The sequence below is a fragment of the Micromonospora gifhornensis genome (assembly GCF_016863515.1).
GTDB lineage: Bacteria > Actinomycetota > Actinomycetes > Mycobacteriales > Micromonosporaceae > Micromonospora > Micromonospora gifhornensis.
This window is the reverse complement of record NZ_BOPA01000023.1, coordinates 84,232-107,543: the sequence shown is the minus strand read 5'-3', so window position 1 is coordinate 107,543 and position 23,312 is coordinate 84,232. Positions and strand designations below refer to the sequence as shown.

The window sequence follows — 23,312 nt, the reverse complement described above, 5'->3', positions numbered from 1 at the left end:
GTGCGCTTGACCACATCGCCACGTTCGCCAATACAGTGGTGAAACCACCGCTGGAAGGTCCGACCGCCGAGACGATGGAGCGCTATCTGTCGGTGGTCGTGTTCTATTCAGTGCCGGTGGTTCTGGCCGCTGTACTGGTGTGCTGTTTGAAGGTCGGGCGGTGGCGACCGTTCATCGTGAGCGTGCCGGCGCTTGTGCTGGGGCTGCTGGCGATACCTGGGCTCAGCTGGGCGGTAGAGGCGCTGGTGGGCCTGGTTCGGCTTGGGGTCTGGCTGTACCGGATCTGCGTTCGGGTCATCGACTGGCTGATCCCGTTTCTCACCGTGATTCTCGTGATCGTAGTCGGCATTGTCGTCATCTTCGGACTGTACGTGCTCGTCGAGAAGCTGCGAGCTGGGCGTTGGCTCACTGTGGGTATATGGGCAGGCGGCATGGTGCTGCTGGTGCTGGCCTACTTGTTTGGTGTCTTCGCGTTTCTCGGCGAGGTGTTGGCCCGGTACGTTGCGCCGGTCCTTGCCTTCATCTTCGTCGCGTTCTTAGTGGTGATGCTGGTCCTGCTGATAGCAGGTCTGGTGGTGGCGTTTTTCGGCCACCTTGGCCGGCTGATCGTGGTATCGGTGAAAGGTGCCGGCAGCGCTGGACGGGATCAGGCCAGTTGCGCGGACGCCGCCGCCGGCCTAGGTGTGGCGCTTTCGACGGTCCTGACCGCAGCGGCGGTAGATGCACCCTATGGCCACCAACTCATAAGGGCCTGGAACATGGATCCTTGGCTGAGTAGGTTACCGGATCCGGTCGGGGCGTACGAGTTGCTGATGCGCGACTGGGGTGAGCGTTTCCTGGCACCCGGATTCGCCGGCTTCAACCCGACGGTTGATCTGGCAATAGCGTCAGTAGTCGCTGTCTTGATGATCTTCGCGCTGCTGTTCAACAGTCGACGCTGGGTGACAGACCGCGTGCCAGGTATGGCAAGTCTGGTGATGTTTCGGGTCGGTCTGGCCATCGCATTAGCAATTCCCGCGTTGCTGATCACGGCGGCGGCGAAACACCTTACGGCAGACAGCGATAGCTGAGAATTTCCTCCTATCGGTCCGGCATACGTGGCCGCAGGGGCCGCAGGCCAGGGGCGACGGTCGTCCGTCTCGGACGACAGCGTCCCAGGCCACCGGGCCGAAGCTCAGCCGTCCGGTAGTAGGTCCCTTGGAATCGCGTACGCCGACCTCGCTGCCTCGGTCGCGGACCCCGACGCACCGGCCGTTGCTGCCGGAATGGCTCGACGTGCGCCAGACGTTACGCTCCATGCGCGCTCAGATCCTCATCCCGAGGTCGCCTGGCTCGCCGCCGACTGCGGATCACGGTGCCATGCCCGCCGCGACCGGCGCCATCGCCATCGCCATCGCCATCGCCGAGGCCCTCCGCGCCCTCGGTCACCACCGGCTCGCGCTCTCGGCCGCCCTCACCGCCGCGGACACCACCGACGACGTGCATACCCTCTTCGATCAGGTCATCTAGCGCGGACCCGCACCGGCCGATGTACGCGACTGGCCACCACCGTCGGCCTGATCCGCGCTTCCCGGAGTTGACCAAGAGGTGTCCGGTCATCTGCGCCGACTCCTGGACCCCGCGCGAGACCATCAAGATCCGCGCAACTGCGGTGATGTTGCTGCCTCGGAGGTACCTGGAGACAGCAACATCGGTGAAGCTGCGCGGATCTTACGCCGGGCAGTTGTGAGCGGGCGACCTCAGCGCCGCGCCCGCACCGTGCTAGACGAGTAAGTCCTAACGCCCCGGGCTGGAGTTAGACGAAGGGTGTTGAGGATCCGGCTGTGGCTCAGGCCCTAATCGCCTACGACCCTTTACTACTCGTCTAGGGGCGGTGGCGTTGGGTGCGGTAGCGGTGGATGAGGGTGGCGGTGGAGGAGTCGAGGGTGGTCAGGTCGGCCTCGTCGCCGGTGAGGAGGGGGGCCAGTTGGTTGGCCATGACCTTGCCTAGTTCCACGCCCCACTGGTCGAAGGGGTTGATGTCCCAGATCGCGCCCTCGGTGAGGACGATGTGTTCGTAGAGGGCTACCAGTTGGCCGAGGGTGGCGGGGGTGAGGCGGGCGGCGACGATCGAGGTGGTGGGGTGGTTGCCGGGCATCACGCGGTGCGGCACGAGCTCGGGCGGGGTGCCTTCGGCGGCGACCTGCTCGGCGGTGCGGCCGAAGGCCAGCGCGGCGGTCTGGGCGAAGAAGTTCGACATGAACAGGTCGTGCATGTCGCCGATGTCGTGGTGGGGCTCGCTGAACGCGATGAAGTCCGCCGGGATCAGCCGGGTGCCCTGGTGGATGAGCTGGTAGAAGGCGTGCTGGCCGTTGGTGCCGGGCTCGCCCCAGAAGATCTCCCCGGTGTCGTACGACACCTGCTGGCCGTCGGTGCGTACCGACTTGCCGTTGCTCTCCATGGTCAGCTGTTGCAGGTACGCGGGGAACCGGTGCAGGTACTGCGAGTAGGGCAGTACGGCGTGGGTCTGCGCGCCGAGGAAGTTGGTGTACCAGACGTTGAGCAGCCCGAGCAGCACCGGCGCGTTGCGGGCCAGCGGCGTGGTGCGGAAGTGCTCGTCGACGGCGTGGTAGCCGGCGAGCATCTCGTCGAAGCGGGCCGGCCCGATGGAGAGCATCACCGACAGGCCGACCGCCGAGGGCAGCGAGTACCGGCCACCGACCCAGTCCCAGAAGCCGAACATGTTCGCCGGGTCGATGCCGAAGTCGGCGACCCGCTGGGCGTTGGTGCTGACCGCGACGAAGTGCTTGGCCACCGCCTGCTCGTCGCCGCCGAGCCCGGCCAGCAGCCAGCGTCGGGCCTGATGGGCGTTGGCCAGGGTCTCCTGGGTGGAGAAGGTCTTCGACACCACCACGAACAGGGTGGTCGCCGGGTCCAGGTCGGCGGTGGCCTCGGCGATGTCGGTCGGGTCGATGTTCGACACGAAGCGGCAGCTGATGCCGGCGTCGCGGTACGCCTTCAGGGCCTCGTACGCCATCACCGGCCCCAGGTCGGAGCCGCCGATGCCGATGTTGACCACGGTGCGGATCCGCTCGCCGGTGTGCCCGCGCCACTGCCCGCCGCGTACCTGCTCGGCGAACTGCGCCATCCGCTGCCGTACGGCGTGCACGTCGCCGACCACGTCCTGACCGTCCACGGTCAGCGCGGCGTCGGCGGGCAGTCGCAGCGCGGTGTGCAGCACCGCCCGGTCCTCGGTGCCGTTGATGTGCTCACCGGCGAACATCGCGGCGATCCGGTCGGCGAGCCCGACCCGCTCGGCCAGCGCGGTCAGCAGCCCGAGGGTCTCGTCGGTGACCAGGTTCTTGCTGTAGTCGACATAGAGGTCGGCCACCTCGACGGTCAACCGTGCGCCCCGCTCGGGGTCGGCGGCGAACAGGTCCCGCAGGTGCGTCGCGCGGATCTCGTCGGCGTGCTTGCGCAGGGCCTGCCACTCGTCGGTGGTGGTGACGTCCGCAGCCATCGGATCGATCGTCTCCTCGCTGTGTCGGCACACCGCCGGGGTCCGACCGACGGCTGAGACCAGCCTGCCACATGAAGATCGCCGTGCCAGCCCGACGCCCGCGAGTGGTCACGATCCGCAGGTGAGCGGCGACCGGGCGGGTCCGCCGAAGGCGAGGTCAGAGGCCGCGGTACGACCTGGGCCGGGGACAGGGCATCGTAAGGACATGACGACGTCGGCCCCGATCGCCTCCCCAGCCGCTCCCGCGATGCCCACCACCACCCGCATACCGCAGACCCTGCTGGTGCTCGGCGCCAGCGGTGACCTGACCGGTCGGCTGCTCCTGCCCGGCCTGGGTCGGCTGGTGGCCAGCGGCGCGTTGCCGGGGCTGCGGCTGATCGGCAGCGGCATGGACGACTGGGACGACGAGCGGTGGCGTCGCCGGGTCACCGAGTCCTTCGCCACCGTCGGCGCGGACGGCCCCCGCGAGACCGAACTGATCGGCCGGAGCTGGTACGTGCCGGCCGACGTGACCCGCGAGGAGGATCTGCGGCGGCTGCTGGGCGACTGCACCGGCCCGTTGGTGATCTTCTTCGCGCTGCCGCCGATGGTGGCCGCCCGCTCGGCCGCCGCGCTGGCCCGCATCGGCGTACCGCCCGGCACCCGGCTGATGCTGGAGAAGCCGTTCGGTGTCGACCGGATCTCGGCCCGGTCGCTGAACAACCTGCTGGCCACCCTGGTGCCCGAGGAGCAGGTGCACCGCATCGACCACTTCCTCGGCAAGTCGACGGTGCTGAACCTGCTCGGGCTGCGGTTCGCCAACCGGATCTTCGAGCCGGTGCTCAACTCCACGCACGTGGCCTGCGTGGACATCGTCTTCGACGAGACCCTCGGCCTGGAGGGTCGGGCCGGCTACTACGACGGCGCGGGCGCGCTTGTGGACATGGTGCAGAGCCACCTGCTCCAGGTGCTCGCCCTGCTCACCATGGAACCGCCGCCCAGCCTGGAGGCCCGGGAGTTGCGGGGCCGCCTGGCCCAGGTGTTGCGGGCCACCCGGCTGTGGGGTGACGACCCGGTGATGTCCAGCCGCCGGGGCCGGTACACCGCGGGCGAGATCGCCGGTCGGCGGCTGCCGAGCTACGTCGACGAGCCGGGCGTCGACCCGGCCCGGGGCACGGAGACGCTTGCCGAACTGGTGTTGACCGTGGACACCTGGCGCTGGGCGGGAGTGCCCTTCCGGTTGCGGTCGGGAAAGGCCATGGCCGGCGTACGCAAGGAAGCGGTCATCACCTTCAAGCAGCCGGACCGGGTGCCCGACGGGCTGACCGGGTACGAGCGTCCGGACCGGCTGCGGATCGGGTTCGGCCCGGACCGGCTCGGCCTGGATCTCAACATCAACGGTCCGGGCAACCCCTTCGACCTGGACCAGGTGGACCTGCTGGCGGAGTTCGGCCCCGGTGACCTGCCGGCGTACGGCGAGGTGCTGCGCGGCGCGTTCGACGGGGACCCGACCCTGTCGGTGCGCGGCGACGTGGCCGAGGAGTGCTGGCGCATCGTCGAGCCGGTGCTGGCCGCCTGGAAGGCGGGCGCGGTGCCGCTGCGGGATTACCCGGCCGGCTCCGCCGGACCCGCCGACTCGTTGCTGGGCCCGGCGAGCGGCTGGCGTCTCCCGCGCCCGGCAGAGCGAAGCTCTCACTGAGTGTGACATGCTGACCCCTCTCAGCTATCTCTCAGCCGGCGGTGTTAGCTTGCCGACCCGACGGGATCCATCGTGGATGGCGCTGATCCCGTTGCGGCACAACGGATCTGCGTAAGAATCTCGCGTCCGCGCCGCGCCCGCCGCTGTCGAGGGAGATGCTCGTGGTGTTCAAGAAGATGCTGGGTGCCTTCGGGATCGGCGCGCCCAGCGTCGACACGGTCCTGTCGAATCCGAGCACCCGCCCCGGGCTGATGCTCGGTGGGCAGGTGAACCTGACCGGCGGCAGCCACGACGTGGACATCGACCAGATCGTCGTGGGGCTGGTCACCCGGGTCGAGATCGACGGCGAGGAGGGGGACCACGACGCCACCGTCGAGTTCCACCGCACCCCGGTCGCCGGTGGGCTGCGCCTGGCGCAGGGGCAGCAGTTGTCCCTGCCGTTCCAGGTCCAGATGCCGATCCAGACCCCGGTGACCGACGTGTACGGCCAGCGCCTGCCCGGCATGACCATGGGGCTGCGCACGGAGGTGGTCATCCGCGGCGCGGTCGACAAGGGCGACCTGGACCCGGTGCACGTGCACCCGCTGCCCGTGCAGGAGCGCATCCTCGAGGCCTTCGGTCGGCTCGGCTTCCAGTTCAAGGGCGCCGACCTGGAGCGGGGGCAGATCGCCGGGGTGCACCAGACGCTGCCGTTCTACCAGGAGATCGAGTACTTCGCCGCGCCGCAGTACGCCCACGGGGTCACCGAGGTCGAGGTGACCTTCCTCGCCGACGAGCAGGGCATGGACATCGTCCTGGAGTTCGACAGGCGAGGCGGCCTCTTCACCGGCGGCCACGACTCCTACGGCCGTTACCGGGTCGCGCACGCCGACGCCGAGCGACTCGACTGGGCCGCCGTGGTGGACGGCTGGTTCCGCGAGGCCCTGGAGCAGTACCGCGCCACCCAGCCCGGCTACGGCCAGCCGGGGTACGGGTATCCGCCGCATCAGCCCGCCTACGGCCACGACCACGACCACGACCATCATGGGCGGAGTGGGCCCGGAATGGGCGCGGTGGCTGCCGGTGTGGTGGGCGGTGCGGCGCTCGGGTTCGCCGGCGGCATGGTGGCCGAGGAGGTCTTCGACGCCTTCGGCGACGACGGTGGGGACGAGGGCGCAGACGACGGCGGCGACGAGTGACCGGAGATGTCGCACCGGCGCGTGAGCTGGGCACCAGGGGCGTGTGAGCTGGGCTTTCATCGGGTGGTGGGCTGCGGTTAACCCGGGCGTGAGCTGCGGTTTTCCGGGGCTTGGATGATGCAGGACGGCCGGGTCTGACCCCTGGTCGGCGCGGGTGGAGCGAACGTGGCAATGGCCACAGCGCGCTTTCTTGCCATGAGTTTGCAACTACGCAAGTATGGCGGTGTGGCGATCCAAGATCCCTACCCATTGGGCGGCTCACCGGCCGGTCACCTCGGGTCGGACGCCGCACCCATCGTCGCCACCCGCGAGGAGCGGTAACAGTCATGTCCCGAACGACAGGTGTCCGGCTGGCCGCCGGCACCGCACTGCTACTCGCCCTGGTCGCCTGCTCGTCACCGACCAACCCGTCGGGCGCTCCGGCCGACGCCCCCCTGATCGTGGCGACCGCCGGAGAGCCGGACACCCTCAACCCCGTACTCAACTACGGGGTCGACGGCGCAGCGCTGATCTTCGACGGTCTGGTCAGCCGGGACGAGCGTAACCACCTCGTCCCGGCCCTGGCCCGGGAGTTGCCCACGGTCTCCGACGACGGCAAGAGCATCACCGCTCGGCTCCGGGACGGAGTGCTCTTCCACGACGGCACCCCGCTGACCGCGCGGGACGTCGTCTTCACCTACCAGGCGGTGCTCGACGAGAAGGTCGACTCGACGCTGCGCAGCGACCTGGACATGCTCGCCTCGGTCACCGCGCCGGACGACACCACAGTGGTCTTCACCCTCCGGTACGCCTACGCGCCGTTCCTGCAGCGGCTGACGCTGGGCATCGTGCCGGCCGCCGCGTTCGACGGGCAGGACGTCAACAAGGCCGCCTTCAACCGGCAGCCGATCGGCACCGGGCCGTACCGGGTCACCTCGTGGACTCCGGGTGACCGGCTGGTGCTGGCCGCCAACGACCGCTACTGGGGTGGCCGCCCCACCAACAGCGGCGTCGTGGTCGCCTTCGTACCCGACGACAACGTCCGCGCCCAGCGCACCCGCGCGGGCGAGTTCGACGCCGCCGAACTGCCACCCAAGCTGGCCAGCGGCTTCGACACTCAGGCCGGCTACCGGGTGCACAAGACGCCCACCGCCGACTACCGGGGCGTCATGCTGCCGATGGGCAACCCGGTCACCGGTGACGTGGCGGTGCGGCGTGCGCTAAACGTCGCCGTCGACCGCGCCGCGATGGTCAACGGCGTCCTCGGCGGGGCCGGCGAGCCGGCGTACGGTCCGGTGCCGCCGTCGTCGGAGTTCGCCGAGCCGGCCGTGGCCGGCGCACCGACCGCCGACCCGGCCGCCGCCACCGCGCTGCTGGACGCCGCCGGCTGGCGGCCCGGCCCGGACGGCATCCGGGTCAAAAACGGCACCCGGGCCGCCTTCAGCCTGATGTACCCGGCCGCCGACAGCCTGCGCAAGGAACTCGCCCTGGCCGTCACCGCGGACGCGAAGAAGATCGGCATCGCGGTCACGCCCGAGGGCCTCACCTGGGACGCCATCACTCCCCGGATGGGCTCCGACGCCCTGATCATGGGGTACGGCACCCCGTACGACCCGGACTTCGTCTCCTACAAGCTGTTCCACTCCGACTTCGCCGGGCAGGGCTTCTTCAACCCCGGCTCGTACGCCTCGGAGGTGACCGACCGGGCGTTGCGCGACGGCCGGGCCGAGGCCGACCCCGCGCGGCGCAAGGCCGCCTACGCCACCTTCCAGCGGCAGTTGGCCACCGACGTGCCGTGGGTGTTCCTCACCTATCTGGAGCACACCTACGTGGTGCGGGACTCGGTGAACGGTGTGGTGCCCCGGGTCGAGCCGCACGAGCACGACGTCGCCAACAGCATCTGGTGGAACATCAACACCTGGACCCGACGCTCGTGACCGCCCCGACCCGGGCCCGGCGTCGACGGCGCACCGGCGCCGGCCGCATGATCCGCAACCGGCTGCTGGTGGCCGTCCCGGTGCTCTTCGCCACCAGCGCCGGCATGTTCGCCCTCGGCGCGGCCTCACCGATCGACCCCGCCCAGCAGTACGCCGGTGCGGCGGCCTTCACCACAAGCGAGGAGAACCTCGCCCAGATCCGGGCCAACTGGGGCATCGACGACCCGCTGCCGGTGCAGTACCTGCGCTGGCTGGGCAACCTGCTCCGGGGCGACCTGGGCTGGTCGACCAGCCGACACGAGCCGGTGGCCGACGTGCTGGCCGCCCGCGCCGGCTGGACCCTGCTGCTTGTCGGTGCCGCCCTGGTCGTGGTGCTGTTGGCCAGCCTGCTGCTCGGCACGCTGGCCGCGTACCGCCGGGGTGGCTGGTTCGACCGGGCGCTGCGCACGACCGCGTACGCGATCCAGTCCGTGCCGTCGTTCTGGCTCGGCCTGGCCGCGATCGCGTTGTTCGCGCTCAGCCTCGGCTGGCTGCCGGCCGGTGGCCTGACCGACATCACCGCCACCAGCACCGACGTGGCCGACGTCGCCCGGCACCTGATCCTGCCGGTCGGCGTGCTGGCAGTGTCCCAGTTGCCGTGGTTCGTGCTGTTCATCCGTGACTCGGTCGCCGACAGCCTGCGCGACGACCACGTGCTTGCCGCCCGCGCCCGTGGCCTACCGGGGCGTACCGTCCTGTTCGGTCACGCCCTGCGTACCGGGCTGCTGCCCTTCCTCACCCTGATCGGCACCCACCTGCCCGAACTCGTCGGCGGGGCGGTGCTGGTGGAGACCGTGTTCTCGCTGCCCGGCCTGGGCGCGGTGACCGTGCAGGCCGCGCTGGGCAGCGACTTCCCGCTGCTGGCGGCGACCACCCTGGCGACCACCGTCGTGGTGCTGGCCGCGAACCTCGGCACCGACCTCGCCTACGCCGCCGCCGACCCACGGGTACGGCTCGAATGACCGCCGCCGTCCTCACCCGGGTACGCCGACTGCCCCGACTCCGGCCGGGCCGCCTCGGCGCGACCGTCGCCGGCACGGTGCTCGCCGTCGCCGTGCTCGCCTGCCTGCTCGCCCCGGTGCTCTGGCCGCTGGACCAGAGCGCGATCGACCTGTCGCAGACCCGGCTGGCACCGTCGGCGGCACACCCGGCCGGCACCGACGATCTCGGCCGCGACGTGCTGCTGCGCAGCATCTACGGGCTGCGCGTCTCGCTGCTGGTCGGAGTCTTCGCAGCCCTGGTCGCCGCCGTCATCGGCGGTGCCGTCGGTGCGCTCGCCGGCACCCTCGGCGGCTGGGTCGACCGGATCCTGATGCGGCTGGTGGACACCATCGCGGCGATGCCGCACCTGCTGCTGGGCATCTTCATCGTGGCGATGCTGCGACCCAGCCTGGGCGCGGTGGTGCTCTCCGTCGGGCTCACCCACTGGCTGTCCACCGCCCGGATCGTCCGGTCCGAGCTGCTGAGCCTGCGGCACCGGCCGTTCATCGACGCGGCCGTCTCCGGTGGGGCCGGGCGGATGCGGGTGCTCACCCGGCACCTGCTGCCGCACGTGCTGCCTCGGCTCGCACTGGCCACCACCCTGATGATCCCGCACGCGGTGTGGCACGAGACCGCCCTGTCCTTCCTCGGTCTCGGCCTGCCCCCGCACCTGGCCTCCCTCGGCAACATGATCAACGACGGTCGGGGATCCCTGCTCGCCGGCGCCTGGTGGGCCAGCCTCACCCCGGGCCTGGTGCTGATCGTGGTCACGCTCGCGCTGGCCGCCCTCACCGCCCACTGGCGGGACCACCTCGACCCCCGGGTACGTGCGGAGTTGCAACTGTGACCACCACCGACCCGCTGCTGGCCGTCGCCGGGCTCACGGTCCGTTTCCGGCTGCCGGACGCCGTCGTCCACGCCGTCACCGACCTGCACCTGGACATCCGACCCGGTGAACTCGTCGCCGTCGTCGGCGAGTCCGGCTGCGGCAAGTCGGTCCTCGCCCACGCCCTGCTCGGCCTGCTGCCCCGCAACGCCACGGTCACCGGCCGCGCCCTGCTGCGCACCGACAGCGCCGGCTCGCGCAGCGGTAGCGCCGGATCGCGCGGCGGTAGCGCCCTGGCGCGCGGTGGCGACGGGGCAGCGCCGGTCGACCTGCTCGCCTGCCCGCCACGACAACTGGCCCGGCAGGTACGCGGACGGGTCGTCGGGCTGGTGCCGCAGAGCCCGGCGACCTCGCTGACACCGGTGCGTACCGGTCGTCGGCTGCTGGTGGAGACGCTGCGGGCACACGGTCACACCGGCGCCGACGCCCCTGTCGCCGCCGACCGCCTCGCCGTCGACGTCGGCCTGGACCCGGCCGACCTCGACCGCTACCCGCACGAGTTGTCCGGCGGCATGGCCCAGCGGCTGGCCACCGCTCTGGCGCTCGCGCCCGACCCGCCGCTGCTGCTTGCCGACGAGCCGACCACCGGCCTGGACCGCCCGCTTGTCGACCACACACTCGACCTGCTGCGCCGACGCTGCGACGCCGGCGCCGCCGTCCTGCTGATCACCCACGACCTGGCTGCCGCACAGCGGGTGGCCGACACCGTGGCGGTCATGTACGCCAGCCGCATCGTCGAGCACGCCCCCACCGAGGCGCTGTTCGAGGCACCCGGGCACCCGTACAGCGCGGCGCTGCTCGACGCGCTGCCGCAGCGGGCGTTCCGGCCCGTGCCGGGGCACCCGCCGATGCTTACCGACCTGCCGGCCGGCTGCGCGTTCGCCGCCCGCTGCGACCGGGCCACCCCGGCCTGCCGGGTGCAGCCCGCGTTCACCGGCATCCGCGCCGGTCAGGTCGCCTGCCATCACCCGCTGGAGCGCGCCGAACTCTGCGCCGAGGTGCCGGCGTGACCGGCCGCGCCCTGGCCGCCTGCCAGGTCAGCGCGAGCTACGGCTCGCAGCGGGTGCTCGATCGCGTCGACCTGCACATCGCCGCCGGTGAGACGGTGGGGCTCAGCGGCCCCTCCGGCAGCGGCAAGTCCACCCTGGCCCGGTTGCTGGCGCTGCTGCACCGGCCGGACTCCGGTCACGTCAGCCTCGACGGCGCCGCGGTGACCGGCACCCGGCATCAGGTGCCGGTCGCGATGCGTACCCGGGTGGCGATCCTGTTCCAGAGCCCGCGCGCCGCCACCGACCCTCGGCTCACGCTGGCGGAGATCATCGCCGAGCCGTTGCGCGCCACCGGCACCCCGGCCGAGCAGGCCCGCGAGCGTACGGCCGAACTCGCCGACACCGTCGGGCTCACCACCGACCTGTTGACCCGCCGCCCGCACGCGGTGAGCGACGGCCAACTGCAACGCGCCTGCCTGGCCCGGGCGCTGGTGCACCGGCCCGCGTACCTGCTCTGCGACGAGGCGACTGCCATGCTGGACGCCTCCACCCAGGCCCACGTGGCGGCGGTGATCGGGGAGTACCAGCGCCGGCACTCCGCCGGCGTGCTGGTGATCAGCCACGATGCCGCGCTGCTGGCCCGGTGGGCCGACCGTGTCGTCGACCTGTCCTGACGAACCGGTGCTCACGTACGACGGCGGCCCCGGGGGAAGATCCCCAGGGGCCGCCGTGGCGTGGCACTGATCAGCTGGTCGGGAAGTTGTCCGGGGTACGGATGCGCTCCCGCATGAAGACACCGGACGGCGTCAGCACCGAGGTGCCTGTGTAGTTGCTGCCGTTGCAGGTGCCCGGTCGCAGCGCGGCGCTGCCCTCGGCCTTGTCGGAGAAGGTCCAGTTGGCGTAACCGATCTTCAGCCGGTCCAGCAGGTCCAGCCACTGGGTGCTGCTGGCCAGGTCGACACCGCCGTCACCGGTGTAGTCCACCGTGCCGAACTCGGTGACGAACAGCGGCAGCCGGGCCGCCGCCCGCTCCACCTCGGCCCGGTAGTTGTCCCGGTGCGAGGCGGCGTAGAAGTGGAAGGCGTACATGACGTTGCTGGCGTTGACCGGGTTGTTGACGATCTCGGTGTGGTTGGCACCCTCGGAGACGCCAAGCGAGGACCAGCCCCGGGTGCCCACGATGACCACCGCGTCCGGGTCGTTGGCCCGGATCACCGGGATGACCTGGTCGGCGTAGTTCTTGATGGTCGACCAGCTCACCCCGTTGGGCTCGTTGGCGATCTCGTAGATCACGTTGTTCTTCGACGCGTGCCGGGCGGAGACCGCGGCGAAGAAGGTCTTCGCCCGCTCCAGGTTGAACATCGGGTCACCCGGAGTGAGCAGGTGGAAGTCGATCATCGCGTACATGCCGCGCCGGGTGGCCTCCTCGACCAGGGTGTTCACCCGATTGGTGAACCTGGCCGGGTCGGTCTCGTAACCCTGCTCCTGCACGTACATCGCGATCCGGAACAGGTCCGCCCGCCAGTCGGTGGCAAGAGCGTCCAGGGAGGCGTTGTTGTAGCAGTTGTCGAACCACTGGATGCCGTGGGTGCTCATGCCGCGCAGCTGGATCGGCCGGCCGTACTGGTTGCACAGGTTGACCCCGCAGACCCGCAGCTGACCGTTGATCTGCACCGGGGTCTGCCCGGTCGGCGGGGGAGTGGTCGGCGGAGGGCTGGTCGGTGGCGGGGTGGTGGGCGGGGGAGTGGTGGTGGAACCGGTGCAGGGCACCCCGTTGAGGGTGAAGGCGGTCGGCGACGGGTTGCTGCCGGTGAAGCTGCCGTTGAACCCGATGCTGGTGCTGGCCCCGGTGGCCAGGTTGCCGTTCCAACTCTCGCTGCGCGCGGTGACGGCGTTGCCGCTCTGGCTCCAGGTCGCCGACCAACCCTGGGTGACCCGCTGCCCGCTGTCCGGGAAGCTGAACCCCAGGGTCCAGTTCCCGATCGCGTCGCCCAGGTTGGTGACGGTGACGTTGGCGGTGAAGCCGTTGGACCAACTGTTCGTCGTGTAGGTCACGGAGCAGCCGGTCGCGGCCATCGCGTTGGAGGCGGGCAACGCCGCGAGCGCGCCGAGGGTCAGCGCGCCGACGGCGCCGGCCGCGACCAGGAGACGTCGTGGACGGGACGGGGGATGCTTCATGGTGGACCGTCACAATCTGGTCGTGGTGGGTGCGACCTGCTGGGCGGGTACGGCTCGGTGTGCGGGTGTGGCTCGGTGGTGGTACGGCTTGGTGGTGGTACGGCGACTCCGGCCACATAGGACGGTGGCCGGGAGCGCTCCCACGAGAGCCTACGTGGGGTCGAAACAATGACGCAATATTTGGATGCATCGAAGTCTCGGCAACGGTCGACGCCCCGGGAAGCGTTTCCCGGGGCGTCGTGTTCGGCGTACCCGCTCAGCTCTGGTCGGCCGCGCGTCGCCGATCGGCCTCGGCGTCGGCGGCACCCACCGGAGTCGGGTCGGTGTCGCGCCGCGCCGCGCTGAGGTCGATGTCCGCGCCCGCCCGGGCGGCATCTGCCGCCGCGTCGTCCGCGCCCACCACCTCGCCGCCGTCGGAGTCCCCGCCGTCGGCGACCAACTTGCCCGCCGCGGCCAACGCGATCGGGGTGTACCTGGGATCGGTGGTCATCTCGTCCTCCCTCGTGCAGGTGAGGGTCAGGTACCCGCCGGTGGCTCAGGCCACACGGGACGGCGCGCCAATCGGTTCGAATACGCGGCTGGTTGTCCTATGGCAAATGCCACACCTCGCTCCGACGGTCTGCCCCATTAGTTCGCATCGTCGGACCGCGTCGTCGCAGCCTGCATGGGAGCCGACACCAACGGTGGTGAATGTGTGGCCCTGGCCTGCTCACGTTACGGAATCGTCGCAGCGTGACCGTGCGCGAGTTTGCACCGGTAACTACCCTGACCCTGATCATGTGCCAGCGAACCTCTCGACTTGACAAGGGCCACGCATGAGTGACAGTTACCCGCCGTACGGGGGGCAGCCGGATCCCAACGCCGGGGGCTGGGGCACCCCGCCCGGATCCCCGGTCGGACCGATGCCGCCCGGCTCCCCTGTCGGTCAGCCGATGCCGCACGGTTCCCCGGCCGGTCAGTCCGGCTACCCGTCGCCGTACGGCACGCCGGTCCCACCGCCCCCGCCGCCGTACGGTGCCCCCCCGCCGCAGAAGTCGAAGAACGGCCTCTGGCTGGGGCTGGGCATCGGTGCCGCGGTGATGGCCGTGCTCGTCGCCTGCGGCGGCACCATCGGCTACTTCATGCTCTCCGCGGACGACGAGGACAACCCCACGCCGGTGGCCAGCGGCTCGAGCAGCCCGTCGGCCGCCGCTCCGCAAACCTCCGAATCCCCCTCGGCGGCACCGCCGCCCGTGGACGAGGAGCAGCCGGACAACAACAACGCGATCACCGCCCGCAGTTCCAGCGACCTGTCGGCGGTGTGTGACGGCAACCCCGTCCTCAACGCCGCGCCGTACACCAGCGCGAAGAGCGCCAAGATCTACACCTTCGCCAACTCCCCGGACCGCCCGGAATCCTGGCTGAGCAAGTCGGTCGGCTACAACAAGCCGTACTACGCCAAGGTCGCCGACTGGTCCAAGGTCTCGGTCGTCGGCTGCCTCACCTTCGAAGAGGGCAGCGAGGGCGAGCCGCGCAAGTGTGACTACAAGGACAGCGACGACAAGAAGATCACTGTCGACTATGTCTCCGCGCGCTACACCCTGACCTTCCACAACGCCAAGACCGGCGAGAAGATCGGTGACGGCGGCCGGATCAACGCCCCGGCGATCCGCTGCCCGAGCTTCATCTCCTACAACAAGTCGACGATGAAGGCGTACGCCTCGCCGGACGACGGCGCCATCGAGCTGGCGCTGGACAAGTTCACCTCCTGATTCGTACGCGATGACGGCGGGGACCCGAACCGGGTCCCCGCCGTGTCGTTGCACGGCTCGATCGGCCTGGTGTGGCGCGGGCGTCGGACCGTGTCCATGAGTTGCCGCGTCGTCGGCATAGGGCAGACTGCGTTGCGTGAGTCCCGTGAGTCGTCGCCGTAAGCCGAAGAGTCGATCCGTCCGTAGCGGTGCGCCGCTCGTCGTGATGGACCCGCCGGACCAGTGTGACTGCCCGCACTGTGCCGGGGATCAGCCCACGCCGGAGCAACTCGACAGCCTGATGCCGCTGGTCGACCTGGACGCGATGCAGGACCCGACGGAAATCGAAGTTGCCGCCGCGATGTTCCTGGCGGTCGGTGCCCTCGTCGGGGAGGACTTCGACCGGGCGTTGCCGGAGCTGTTCGTACCGACGCTGGAGACGACGGCCACGGCATCGGCGCGCGCCATGCTCGCCGGCATCGCCGCAATCTGCGACGGCGACACGAGTTGCCTCGCAGCGCAGGCGGCCGGTCGGCTCGCCGAGGCAGGCGTCGACGCGCCGGCCTGGCTCGCCGAGTTGGAGATCCCGGTCGTGGCACAGGAGTGCCGCCAGTTCCTCAACCCGATGGGGGAGACCTTCCTGCTGGCCGGCATGTTCCAGCGGGCCGGCCGGTCGCTGGCCGTGTTCGTGGTGGTCGATCCCCTCGACTGTGGCGCTGCGCAGGAGATTCTCCTGATCGACCCCGACCAGTGGGATGCCGCGCGCCGGTCGCTCCGATCCGACCTGCGGGCCGGTGGCGTCTCCATCCGGGACGAGAGGATTCAGCCGGCAGACTTCCGCCGCGCCGTGCAGGAGGCGCTGGAGGTCCGTGCCGACCACGACCATGACCGCGACGTGGACGACCTCCTCGACGACGAGGAAGGCCCCGGCTACCCGGCGTTCGCCCTGCTCCTGCGCAGTTGGCTACGGGCGCTGCCGGAGCCGGCCAGCCGGCCACGGCACCGGCACGACGGCGAACTGGACATCGCCTCGATATCCGCGCTGCTGGACCGCCTACCGGGGCGTGGACGGAGAGGTGCCGTACCGAGACCCCGCAGCGCCACTCTGCCGCCCAAGCGGAAGAAGTCCGCCGGGCCGGCCCCCATCTACCGGATCAAAGTCGGCCTGAGGGGAGCCCGCCCGCCGATCTGGCGCCGCCTCGACGTTCCCGGGGACGTCACGCTGGCCCGGCTGCACACGCTGATTCAGGTCGCCTTCGACTGGGACGACAGTCACCTGCACGTCTTCGAAACCCCGTACGGCAGCTTCGGTCGTCCGGACGCAGAACTCGCTCACCGGGCCGAGTCGCGGGTCACCCTGGAACAGGTCGCGACCGCCGTGAACGACAAGCTCCACTACACCTACGACTTCGGTGACAGCTGGGAGCACGACATCCTGGTGGAACAGATCCTCGACCGTGATCCGGCCGTGACGTACCCGCGCTGTGTCGGTGGCCGGCGGGCCGCCCCGCCGGAGGACTGCGGAGGCGTGTGGGGTTACGCGGAGTTGGTGGACATCCTCGCCGACCCCACGCACCCCGAACACCAGGACCGCCGCGACTGGCTGGGCCTTGCCGAATCCACCCCCTTCGACCCGGCCCACTTCGACGCGAAGGCGATCACTGCCGCGCTGCAACGGTTGCGCTGACGCCACCAGCCGCCGGGTTGCCGGCGGTTGGCAGGCTGTGCGCCATGGGGAGCCTCGTCACACAGTTGCCCGCCCTGATCGGTGTGCTGGTCGGCACCATCGGCACGATCGTGGCCACGTCGCTCGCCGACCGCGCCCGCTGGCGTCGCCGCCAGGGCGTGCGATGGGACGAGCGGCGACTCGACGCGTACGCCGAGTTCGCCCGCGCGCTCAAGGAGGTGCACACCATCGCCAGCCGGCTGATCGGCGGCTACCTCGACCGCGAGCAGGAACTCGCCCTGCTGACCGAGGCCAACTTCCGGCACACCATCGCCTGGGAGAACGTCCTGCTGCTCGGCGACGCCCCGACGGTGACCGCCGCCCGGGCGTGGCGCGACGCGGTCTGGGAGGTCGAGAGCCTGGCCCGCGACGGCTCCGCCACCGACGGGCTGCCCGACCTGCTGCACCGTGCCAACGAGGCGCGGGACCAGTTCTACGACGCGGCCCGCGGTGGCCTCGGCGTCAGCGGCGGCTCGGTGGCCCAGGCCGCCCTGCTGGTCGACCGGCTCTACCCACGCCACAGCCGCCCGCCCGCGCAACGCTGAGCTCAGTGAGCTGATGCCCTGATCACCCGGCGGCGCTCAGCCGCGCTGTGTTCAGCCGCGCTGTGTTCAGGCGTGGTGCGCGGGTTGGTCGAGGATGGCGCTGAACCGCTCCTCGGCCAGGTCGAGCTGGTCGAGGATGTGTTGGCGCACCGGCGCGGACAGGGGAGTGTCGGCGCGGGTGACCAGATCGCGGAAGACCGACACCAGTGGGCGGTACTTGCGCGCCAACGCTTCCACCTTCGGCCCGACAGAGTGGATGACGCCGACACCGTTGTCGGTGAAGTCGGAGACCTTGATGACCCGGGCCCACGGCTCACCCTCGAGACTGTGCACGAGATGCTCGCGGTACTGCTCGTTGCGGTCCCGCTCCGGATCCCACGGCGGATTGGTGACCGCCGCGACCAGTCGCGCCACCCGCGTACCGAACCGGTCGGCGAGCACCGCCAACGCCGCACTGGTCGGATCACCCCCGGTGTACGCCTCACCGGCCAGTTCCGCCGGATGGTCCTCCACCGCGTCGTGCAGCAGACCGGCGACGATCACGTCCGGTTCGCGTACCTGGTAGTGGTGCATCAACCGGATCGCCACCCGCAGCAGATGATTGACGTACGGCTCCCGGGACCGCCGGTCGTCGCGGTGCAGCCGGGCAGCCAACTCCAACGCCTCACCGAACCGACGCCGGGCGTCGGCGTCGAACGCCGCACACTCCAGCCGGAACCTCTCCCGCAGGCCCGGCTCGCCGTGCATCTCGGTGATGGCGTGCATCGGCATGGTGGCCAGATACGGCGGTAGATCCATCCGTCTCTTATATCCGATCACCAGCCCAGCGGTCACCCATGGGCTTCCGCCGAGCGACCCGGTGCGCCGACTCGCCACAGCCTGCCCTGGGGTAGCACATCCGGCGGCTCGGCGGGGGATTTCCACAGGAGAGTGGGCGTCCACAGGATGGGGTGGGGGTGGTTGCGGCCTTCGACGGCAGGTGGGCAGGGTCGCGGCGTGAACGGGGTGCTTCGGAAGTTGGTGGCGCGCAGCGGTGGGCTGGTGACCCGGAGGGCAGCCGAGCAGGCGGTGCCGGAGTGGATACTGCAGCGGGCCTGCCGCAAGGGTGAGCTGGTGCGGGTGCTGCCCGAGGTGTTCGTCGCGGCGCACCTGTTCGATGACCCATCTCCGAGCACCCCGACGTTGAGCCGCCTCGACCCTGCTCTGCGGAACCGTGCGGCGTACGCCTGGGCGGAGGGCCGCGCCGCGTTGAGCCATCTCACCGCGCCCGATGTGTGGGGACTGCGTCGCCAGCCTTCCGGTGACCTTGTGCATCTGAGCGCGCCGTTCGGCGGGGGACTGCGTAGCCGTCCCGGTGTGCGGGTGCACCGACGGCGGGACTTCACCCCGGAGCCACCGCAGGTGGTGGTCCGCCAGGCTCTGGCGGTGACACGCATCGAGCAGGCCCTGGTGGATTCCTGGCCGTTGTTGCCGTCCGCCGAGCGACGCGCACCGATGATCAGGGCGGTCAACGACCGACTGACCCCCGCCCGCCTGGCGGCGGCCCTGCGGGGCGCCTCGAATGTGCCGGACCGGGCAGCGCTGGGCACACTGGTGACCCGGCTGGCCGAGGGTTGCCGTAGCCCCGTTGGAGATCTGGGGACACAAGCGGGTGTTCACCGGCCCCGGAATGCCGGCGTTCCAGCGGCAGAAGCGGATCATGGTAGGGCGACGCACCATGTACCTGAACCTGTTCGCCGAGGAGGAACAGGTCAACATCGAACTCGACGGGGCCACCACCCACGGCGACCCCAGCCAACGCGAGATCGACCTGCGCCGCGACGCCCTGTTGGCCACCCTCGGCATCCTGGTGGTCCGCTTCGCCCACCGCCGCCTGTTCCACGAGCCCGACCAGGTACGCCGGGAAACCCTAGCCATCCTCGCCACCCGCCGGTGACCCCGACCCACACCTGGGCTGTGGCAGTTCAGCTGTCGAAATTAACGTTTGAGCCAGCTGAACTGCCACAACTCGACGCGGCCATCGCTACCAGTGGCCGTCGTTCGGTGGGCGGCATTCCCGGGCGTGCATGGTCTGCCAGTCGCGCAGCGCCCGCTTGAGCCGCTCGTTCTCCTCAGCGAGCGTACGAATCTGCCGGTGCAGGTCGGCCAGGTCATCGGCGACCCGGGCCTGGAACTCGCGTACCTGATCGGGGTCGACGCCACGGCGACGCGGGTCGAAGGTGCGGGTGCGTACCTCGTGCGGGGTCATCCGGGCCGGCAGTCCGGTCCCGTAGAGCTGGCCGGATCGATACACCTGGGCCACGTCGGTCCTCTCCTGGGCGAGCGGAAGCGCGAAAGGTCGGTGCGGTGGGTCTGGAAGGGCAGGCCGTGCGTGGCCGGCGTCCGCACGGCCCGCCCGCTCGGCCGCCGCAGCCCAGTTCGGCGGTACGACGACAGAGCAGCCGGTATGGGTCGGGACGGGCACGCGCACCCGCCCCGACCAGGGGGAACACCTCAGTCCCTTGTTGCCACGCAAGGTGAGAGGCGCTTCCCAACTTAGCTGTCCCAGTCACCTGAGTCAAACAATGAGTTGTTGTGGAGTGTCGTTGCGTGATCGAATTGGCGTGCCACGCAAGGGGAAGGTCATGCCGATCACCGCCGACTACATCCGCATTGCCGACGAGATCGTCGCCGACATCAGAGCCGACAAGCTCAAGCCGGGAGACAGGCTGCCCTCGATCACGCAGCTCGCGGCCAAGCACAAGGTCAGCCCGTCAACGGTCAAGCAGGTCTATGTGCGGCTGGAAGCGCTCCGGGTGATCTGGCGGCATCAGGGCAAGGGTGTCTTTGTGAACGATCCCAGCCTCTGGATGCGGGAGCCGTAGGTAGCGAGTTGGCGGCGAATACGGGCCTTACGGGTGCCGTCGTCCCATAGGCGCGCCTGAGCCCGGTTGGTGGGCTGTGTTGCTGGTGCCGAAGGGGCACCTCACGCTGGATAGCGTTCCACCGGGTGAGGGCCAGTCAGGACCAAGCACGCGAGGTGCATCACGCGTTCGCTGATCTGGGGTTCGACGCCTTGTCAGCGTCGCGGATGCGGGCGGCCAGGTCGAGGGCGGCTCGGATCGGGTCGGCGTTCCAGTGGCTGGCGAAGGCGTCGTACAGGTGCCATCCGGCGCGGGTCAGGGTCCGTTGCCGCTCGACGTGGGCGGTCACGCCGTCGGGATGGACCCCGCAGATCACCCCGACCGCCTCGGTGTCCTCGCCGACACACAGGTCGATCTGCCAGCGGCCGACGGGGTAGTCGACCCGTACCGGCAGTCCCAGCTTTTCGAGTTCGAGGGCCAGGGCCCGGGCCCAGGGGTCCGAGGCGGAGGTGACCGGGCCGGTCGGGGGTGTCGGGGGTTGTTCGGCGTAGCGCAGGTAGTCGCCGATGATGCCCTCGGGGGAGCGCAGCGAGGTGACCACGGTCAGATGCTTCCTGGCCCTAGTGATCAGGACGTTGAGCAGGCCGGGATCGGTCAGGAAGCGGTGCCGGGCCGGTGGGTCCTCGTCGACCAGCCCGAGTGAGGCGATCACCACGTCCGCCTCGCTGCCCTGGAAGGCGTGCACCGTCCCGGTACGCAGACCGAGCCGCTGGATCGCCTCGAGGTCGTACGCCGACAGCAGGGCCGCCTCCACCGCGTCCGCCTGGGCCCGGAACGGGCTGATCACCGCGATCCCGCCGGCCCGGGGATGGGTGGACAGGGCCCGGACCAGGTCCAGTACGGCGTCCACCTCGGCCTGGTTGACGCCGTCGACCACGGTGGCCTGGTCGACCGTCACCACGTCGATGGCGTCGGCCTGTTCGTTGCGCGGGTGCCGGGTGACCAGTTCCAGTCTGCCGTCGTAGAACCGTTCACCGGAGAACCCGATCAGGTGTGGCGCGGACCGGTAGTGCTCGGCCAGCCAGGTGACCCGGGCGGCACCGGCCGCCAGGTCGTAGACGCTGGACCGTCGGACGTCGAGCCGGTTGGCCAGCCGGTCCAGCCCGTGCCGGTGCAGGGTGGCGGTCACCTCGACATCGGCGACGAAGGAGACGAACCGCAGTTGCCGGGGGTCACCGGCGACCAGCGCGTTCCGGGCGCGGGCCAGCACCGGGGCGGCCCGTACCTGGTCGATGTGGGCGGCCTCGTCCAGCACCACCAGGTCGAACATGCCGGCCACCGGCGGCAGCAGATCCTCGACGTCGGTCACCGTGCCCACCCACAGGGGCAGGGCCCGCACCAGCGCCTCGGCGTCCAGCCCGGCGAGCAGTTCCCGGCGCCGGTTGCGCCCGGCCCGCAGGGCGGTACCCAGACCGTTGGCGGCCCGCCGGGCCTGCGGGGTCCACCGTCGGGCGCTGGTGGTGTGGTGCCGCAGGGCGGTGCCGACCGCCTCGGCCAGTACGGTGTCCGCCTCCGCCAAAGCCTGCCAGGCGGCGGAGAGTTCGGTGCCGCCCTGGGCGGGGAGTCGAGCCGCCGCCTGGACGGCCTCGGCCGCCTCCACCGCCGCGTCCAGCCGTTCCCGGGGCAGGCCGGGACCGGCTCCGGTCAGCTGTCGCAGCCGCCGTTGGGCGTACGACCGTCGCAGTCGCGGCCACCAGCCCGCGCCCTGGCGGCTGGTGTCCCTCAGGGCGTGCCGGATGGCGGTGAGGTCGGCGTCCGGGTCGAAGACCCGTGGCGCGTCCTGACTCAGCGCGGGCAGCAGGGGCTGCCAGCCCGGGAGCGTGGCGGCGCGGCGCTCCTGCTCCAGGGCGGCGGCGATCCCGGCTTGGATGGTGGTGACCCGGTGCCGGGCCGCCGCCACCGCTGCGGCGTCCTCGCGCAGTTGGTCGTCGCGCACCCCACCGGCGGCGCCGTCGGCCAGGTCGGCGGCGACCGCCTCGCGTCGCTCCGCGTCTCCGAAGAGCACCGGGGGTGGGCCGGGATGCCGGCGCAGCAGCGCGCCCAGGGCCTGCGCAGCCGCCACGGACTGGGTGGCCACCAGCACCGACTTACCCCGGTCGACCGCGTCCAGCGCGGCGGCGACCAGGGCGTGACTCTTGCCGTTGCCGGGGGCTCCGGAGACCACCACCACCGCTTCGGTACGGGTGCGCCGGACCACCTCCAATTGGGTGCCGCTCAGCGGCAGGGGAGACAGCACCTCCTCGTTGTCCCGGCTGGCCGGGTCGGCGTTCTCGTCAGCGCCACCGAAATAGAGCCGGCGCAGGGCGGTGTCCGCCAACCCGGGACGACCCGCCCAGTTCAGCAGGGTGTCGCGGAGTCGACCGGCGAACACGTCCCGGGTCACGAAGATCGCCGCCGCGGCGACCCCGGTGAGGCAGGTGTCGTCGAAGCGGCGCGGTGGCCGGGGCACGACCTGCTCCACCTTCAGACCGGCCGCCTCGGCCGCCGCGGTGATCCAGGCGGCCGTGCCGGGCGCGGTCAGCCAACCCGGCCCGGCGAGCCCCGGTGCGGCCTCCAACCGGGCGGCGAGATCCCGATCCTCGATCAGCGAGGTCATCTCCAGGTCACCGGCAGGGACCACCCGGTAGCCGCCTCGACCACGCTCCAGCCGTACCGGTTGGGCCAGCAGCGGCAGCCGGATCCGCCGCCGTACCCCGTCGATGTCCGCCCCGCCGACCAGGAATGCCAGGCCACGGCGCAGGATGCGTTCGTCGCGGTGCAGGGCGTCCTGCGCCGCCAGCCGGTCCAGGTGGCCGTTGAGGGGGCCGCGGTGCGGCTCCGGCAACCAGACCAGCGGCCGGCTGCCTGCGGCCATGTCGAGGACCCGCTCGGCCCCGGTCGGAGCCAGGTCGGCGAGCGCGGTGAGGATGACGGCCGCGTCCATCGCCCGCACATTCTGCCGTACGCCCCCTACACCGCCGGCATGCCGCAACAACCCCCGGAACAACCCCCTCGGCCTGGGGCTTCTGGTGTCTCCCGCACCCCTTTGCTCTGCTTCAACCCGCGCAACGATCCGGCGGCGGAA

Annotated in this window: 21 protein-coding genes; 14 read left to right on the top strand and 7 right to left on the bottom strand. The window is 70.7% G+C overall.

Features of this window, described 5'->3' with window-relative positions:
- Nucleotides 1–1,070, top strand: a 1,070-nt coding sequence (locus tag Vgi01_RS17665) for a hypothetical protein (RefSeq protein ID WP_204291732.1), incomplete at its 5' end; no start/stop codon positions are given.
- On the opposite strand, the gene Vgi01_RS31425 is transcribed toward Vgi01_RS17665, so the two are convergent.
- Entirely contained in the window at nucleotides 1,005–1,298 is a 294-nt protein-coding gene (locus tag Vgi01_RS31425; protein WP_204291731.1) for a DUF397 domain-containing protein, read from the bottom strand. The genes Vgi01_RS17665 and Vgi01_RS31425 overlap by 66 nt on opposite strands.
- Nucleotides 1,299–1,359: 61 nt before the next feature.
- Here Vgi01_RS31425 and Vgi01_RS17655 point away from each other — a divergent pair, with 61 nt between their 5' ends.
- Nucleotides 1,360–1,509 (top strand): hypothetical protein, encoded by a 150-nt coding sequence (locus Vgi01_RS17655; RefSeq protein WP_204291730.1) that lies wholly within the window; start codon nucleotides 1,360–1,362, stop codon nucleotides 1,507–1,509.
- A 355-nt stretch (nucleotides 1,510–1,864) separates the two neighbouring features.
- On the opposite strand, the gene pgi is transcribed toward Vgi01_RS17655, so the two are convergent.
- The gene (gene pgi, locus Vgi01_RS17650) at nucleotides 1,865–3,499 is read right to left on the bottom strand and encodes a glucose-6-phosphate isomerase (RefSeq protein ID WP_204291729.1); all 1,635 of its coding nucleotides are present in this window, start codon (nucleotides 3,497–3,499) and stop codon (nucleotides 1,865–1,867) included.
- A gap of 205 nt (nucleotides 3,500–3,704) precedes the next feature.
- On the opposite strand from pgi, the gene Vgi01_RS17645 reads away from it, so the two are divergent.
- The 7 genes from Vgi01_RS17645 (at nucleotide 3,705) to Vgi01_RS17615 (ending at nucleotide 11,840) form a co-directional block, all read left to right on the top strand.
- Nucleotides 3,705–5,177: a glucose-6-phosphate dehydrogenase gene (locus tag Vgi01_RS17645; RefSeq protein WP_373306985.1), complete on the top strand. Its 1,473-nt coding sequence runs from the start codon at nucleotides 3,705–3,707 to the stop codon at nucleotides 5,175–5,177.
- A gap of 161 nt (nucleotides 5,178–5,338) precedes the next feature.
- Nucleotides 5,339–6,355 (top strand): sporulation protein, encoded by a 1,017-nt coding sequence (locus Vgi01_RS17640; RefSeq protein WP_204291728.1) that lies wholly within the window; start codon nucleotides 5,339–5,341, stop codon nucleotides 6,353–6,355.
- 326 nt (nucleotides 6,356–6,681) lie between these two features.
- Complete coding sequence (locus Vgi01_RS17635; protein ID WP_204291727.1) at nucleotides 6,682–8,271, top strand: ABC transporter substrate-binding protein; 1,590 nt, start codon at nucleotides 6,682–6,684, stop codon at nucleotides 8,269–8,271.
- Nucleotides 8,238–9,272 carry an ABC transporter permease gene (locus Vgi01_RS17630; RefSeq protein WP_239089026.1) on the top strand — a complete coding sequence of 345 codons (1,035 nt, stop codon included), beginning with the start codon at nucleotides 8,238–8,240 and terminating at the stop codon, nucleotides 9,270–9,272. The genes Vgi01_RS17635 and Vgi01_RS17630 overlap by 34 nt, the downstream gene beginning before the upstream one ends.
- Nucleotides 9,269–10,138, top strand: a complete 870-nt coding sequence (locus Vgi01_RS17625) for an ABC transporter permease (RefSeq protein WP_204291726.1) — start codon at nucleotides 9,269–9,271, stop codon at nucleotides 10,136–10,138. Before Vgi01_RS17630 ends, Vgi01_RS17625 begins: the two co-directional genes overlap by 4 nt.
- On the top strand, nucleotides 10,135–11,187 hold the full coding sequence (locus Vgi01_RS17620; RefSeq protein ID WP_204291725.1) for an ABC transporter ATP-binding protein: 1,053 nt from the start codon (nucleotides 10,135–10,137) through the stop codon (nucleotides 11,185–11,187). The genes Vgi01_RS17625 and Vgi01_RS17620 overlap by 4 nt, the downstream gene beginning before the upstream one ends.
- Nucleotides 11,184–11,840: an ABC transporter ATP-binding protein gene (locus tag Vgi01_RS17615; RefSeq protein WP_204291724.1), complete on the top strand. Its 657-nt coding sequence runs from the start codon at nucleotides 11,184–11,186 to the stop codon at nucleotides 11,838–11,840. The genes Vgi01_RS17620 and Vgi01_RS17615 overlap by 4 nt, the downstream gene beginning before the upstream one ends.
- Before the next feature lie 70 nt (nucleotides 11,841–11,910).
- Here Vgi01_RS17615 and Vgi01_RS17610 read toward each other — a convergent pair whose 3' ends face one another.
- Both Vgi01_RS17610 and Vgi01_RS17605 read right to left on the bottom strand, forming a co-directional pair.
- Nucleotides 11,911–13,344: a cellulase family glycosylhydrolase gene (locus tag Vgi01_RS17610; protein ID WP_102655826.1), complete on the bottom strand. Its 1,434-nt coding sequence runs from the start codon at nucleotides 13,342–13,344 to the stop codon at nucleotides 11,911–11,913.
- A 256-nt stretch (nucleotides 13,345–13,600) separates the two neighbouring features.
- Nucleotides 13,601–13,834, bottom strand: a complete 234-nt coding sequence (locus Vgi01_RS17605; protein WP_204291723.1) for a hypothetical protein — start codon at nucleotides 13,832–13,834, stop codon at nucleotides 13,601–13,603.
- Nucleotides 13,835–14,159: 325 nt separating this feature from the next.
- On the opposite strand from Vgi01_RS17605, the gene Vgi01_RS17600 reads away from it, so the two are divergent.
- The 3 genes from Vgi01_RS17600 (at nucleotide 14,160) to Vgi01_RS17590 (ending at nucleotide 17,345) form a co-directional block, all read left to right on the top strand.
- The gene (locus tag Vgi01_RS17600; protein ID WP_102655827.1) at nucleotides 14,160–15,095 is read left to right on the top strand and encodes a hypothetical protein; all 936 of its coding nucleotides are present in this window, start codon (nucleotides 14,160–14,162) and stop codon (nucleotides 15,093–15,095) included.
- Nucleotides 15,096–15,231: 136 nt separating this feature from the next.
- Nucleotides 15,232–16,761: a plasmid pRiA4b ORF-3 family protein gene (locus Vgi01_RS17595; RefSeq protein WP_239089025.1), complete on the top strand. Its 1,530-nt coding sequence runs from the start codon at nucleotides 15,232–15,234 to the stop codon at nucleotides 16,759–16,761.
- A 44-nt stretch (nucleotides 16,762–16,805) separates the two neighbouring features.
- The gene (locus tag Vgi01_RS17590) at nucleotides 16,806–17,345 is read left to right on the top strand and encodes a hypothetical protein (RefSeq protein WP_102655829.1); all 540 of its coding nucleotides are present in this window, start codon (nucleotides 16,806–16,808) and stop codon (nucleotides 17,343–17,345) included.
- 66 nt (nucleotides 17,346–17,411) lie between these two features.
- On the opposite strand, the gene Vgi01_RS17585 is transcribed toward Vgi01_RS17590, so the two are convergent.
- Nucleotides 17,412–18,143, bottom strand: a complete 732-nt coding sequence (locus tag Vgi01_RS17585; protein ID WP_102655830.1) for an HD domain-containing protein — start codon at nucleotides 18,141–18,143, stop codon at nucleotides 17,412–17,414.
- A gap of 829 nt (nucleotides 18,144–18,972) precedes the next feature.
- Here Vgi01_RS17585 and Vgi01_RS30715 point away from each other — a divergent pair.
- Nucleotides 18,973–19,281 (top strand): DUF559 domain-containing protein, encoded by a 309-nt coding sequence (locus Vgi01_RS30715; protein WP_239089024.1) that lies wholly within the window; start codon nucleotides 18,973–18,975, stop codon nucleotides 19,279–19,281.
- 87 nt (nucleotides 19,282–19,368) lie between these two features.
- Here Vgi01_RS30715 and Vgi01_RS17575 read toward each other — a convergent pair whose 3' ends face one another.
- Nucleotides 19,369–19,647: a DivIVA domain-containing protein gene (locus Vgi01_RS17575; protein ID WP_239089023.1), complete on the bottom strand. Its 279-nt coding sequence runs from the start codon at nucleotides 19,645–19,647 to the stop codon at nucleotides 19,369–19,371.
- A 322-nt stretch (nucleotides 19,648–19,969) separates the two neighbouring features.
- Here Vgi01_RS17575 and Vgi01_RS17570 point away from each other — a divergent pair, with 322 nt between their 5' ends.
- Complete coding sequence (locus Vgi01_RS17570; protein WP_204291722.1) at nucleotides 19,970–20,209, top strand: winged helix-turn-helix domain-containing protein; 240 nt, start codon at nucleotides 19,970–19,972, stop codon at nucleotides 20,207–20,209.
- Between the two features lie 160 nt (nucleotides 20,210–20,369).
- Here the strand turns inward: Vgi01_RS17570 and Vgi01_RS17565 are convergent, their stop codons facing one another.
- On the bottom strand, nucleotides 20,370–23,171 hold the full coding sequence (locus tag Vgi01_RS17565; protein ID WP_204291721.1) for an AAA domain-containing protein: 2,802 nt from the start codon (nucleotides 23,169–23,171) through the stop codon (nucleotides 20,370–20,372).
- Nucleotides 23,172–23,312: the final 141 nt, after the last annotated feature.

Coding starts and splice junctions, on each gene's coding strand:
- Vgi01_RS17590 (WP_102655829.1), top strand. CDS start 16,806: ATGGGGAGCCTCGTCACACAGTTGCCCGCCCTGATCGGTGTGCTGGTC.
- Vgi01_RS17600 (WP_102655827.1), top strand. CDS start 14,160: ATGAGTGACAGTTACCCGCCGTACGGGGGGCAGCCGGATCCCAACGCC.
- Vgi01_RS17655 (WP_204291730.1), top strand. CDS start 1,360: ATGCCCGCCGCGACCGGCGCCATCGCCATCGCCATCGCCATCGCCGAG.
- pgi (WP_204291729.1), bottom strand. CDS start 3,499: ATGGCTGCGGACGTCACCACCACCGACGAGTGGCAGGCCCTGCGCAAG.
- Vgi01_RS17625 (WP_204291726.1), top strand. CDS start 9,269: ATGACCGCCGCCGTCCTCACCCGGGTACGCCGACTGCCCCGACTCCGG.
- Vgi01_RS17610 (WP_102655826.1), bottom strand. CDS start 13,344: ATGAAGCATCCCCCGTCCCGTCCACGACGTCTCCTGGTCGCGGCCGGC.
- Vgi01_RS17605 (WP_204291723.1), bottom strand. CDS start 13,834: ATGACCACCGATCCCAGGTACACCCCGATCGCGTTGGCCGCGGCGGGC.
- Vgi01_RS17585 (WP_102655830.1), bottom strand. CDS start 18,143: ATGGATCTACCGCCGTATCTGGCCACCATGCCGATGCACGCCATCACC.
- Vgi01_RS17645 (WP_373306985.1), top strand. CDS start 3,705: ATGACGACGTCGGCCCCGATCGCCTCCCCAGCCGCTCCCGCGATGCCC.
- Vgi01_RS17635 (WP_204291727.1), top strand. CDS start 6,682: ATGTCCCGAACGACAGGTGTCCGGCTGGCCGCCGGCACCGCACTGCTA.
- Vgi01_RS17570 (WP_204291722.1), top strand. CDS start 19,970: ATGCCGATCACCGCCGACTACATCCGCATTGCCGACGAGATCGTCGCC.
- Vgi01_RS31425 (WP_204291731.1), bottom strand. CDS start 1,298: ATGGAGCGTAACGTCTGGCGCACGTCGAGCCATTCCGGCAGCAACGGC.
- Vgi01_RS17565 (WP_204291721.1), bottom strand. CDS start 23,171: ATGGACGCGGCCGTCATCCTCACCGCGCTCGCCGACCTGGCTCCGACC.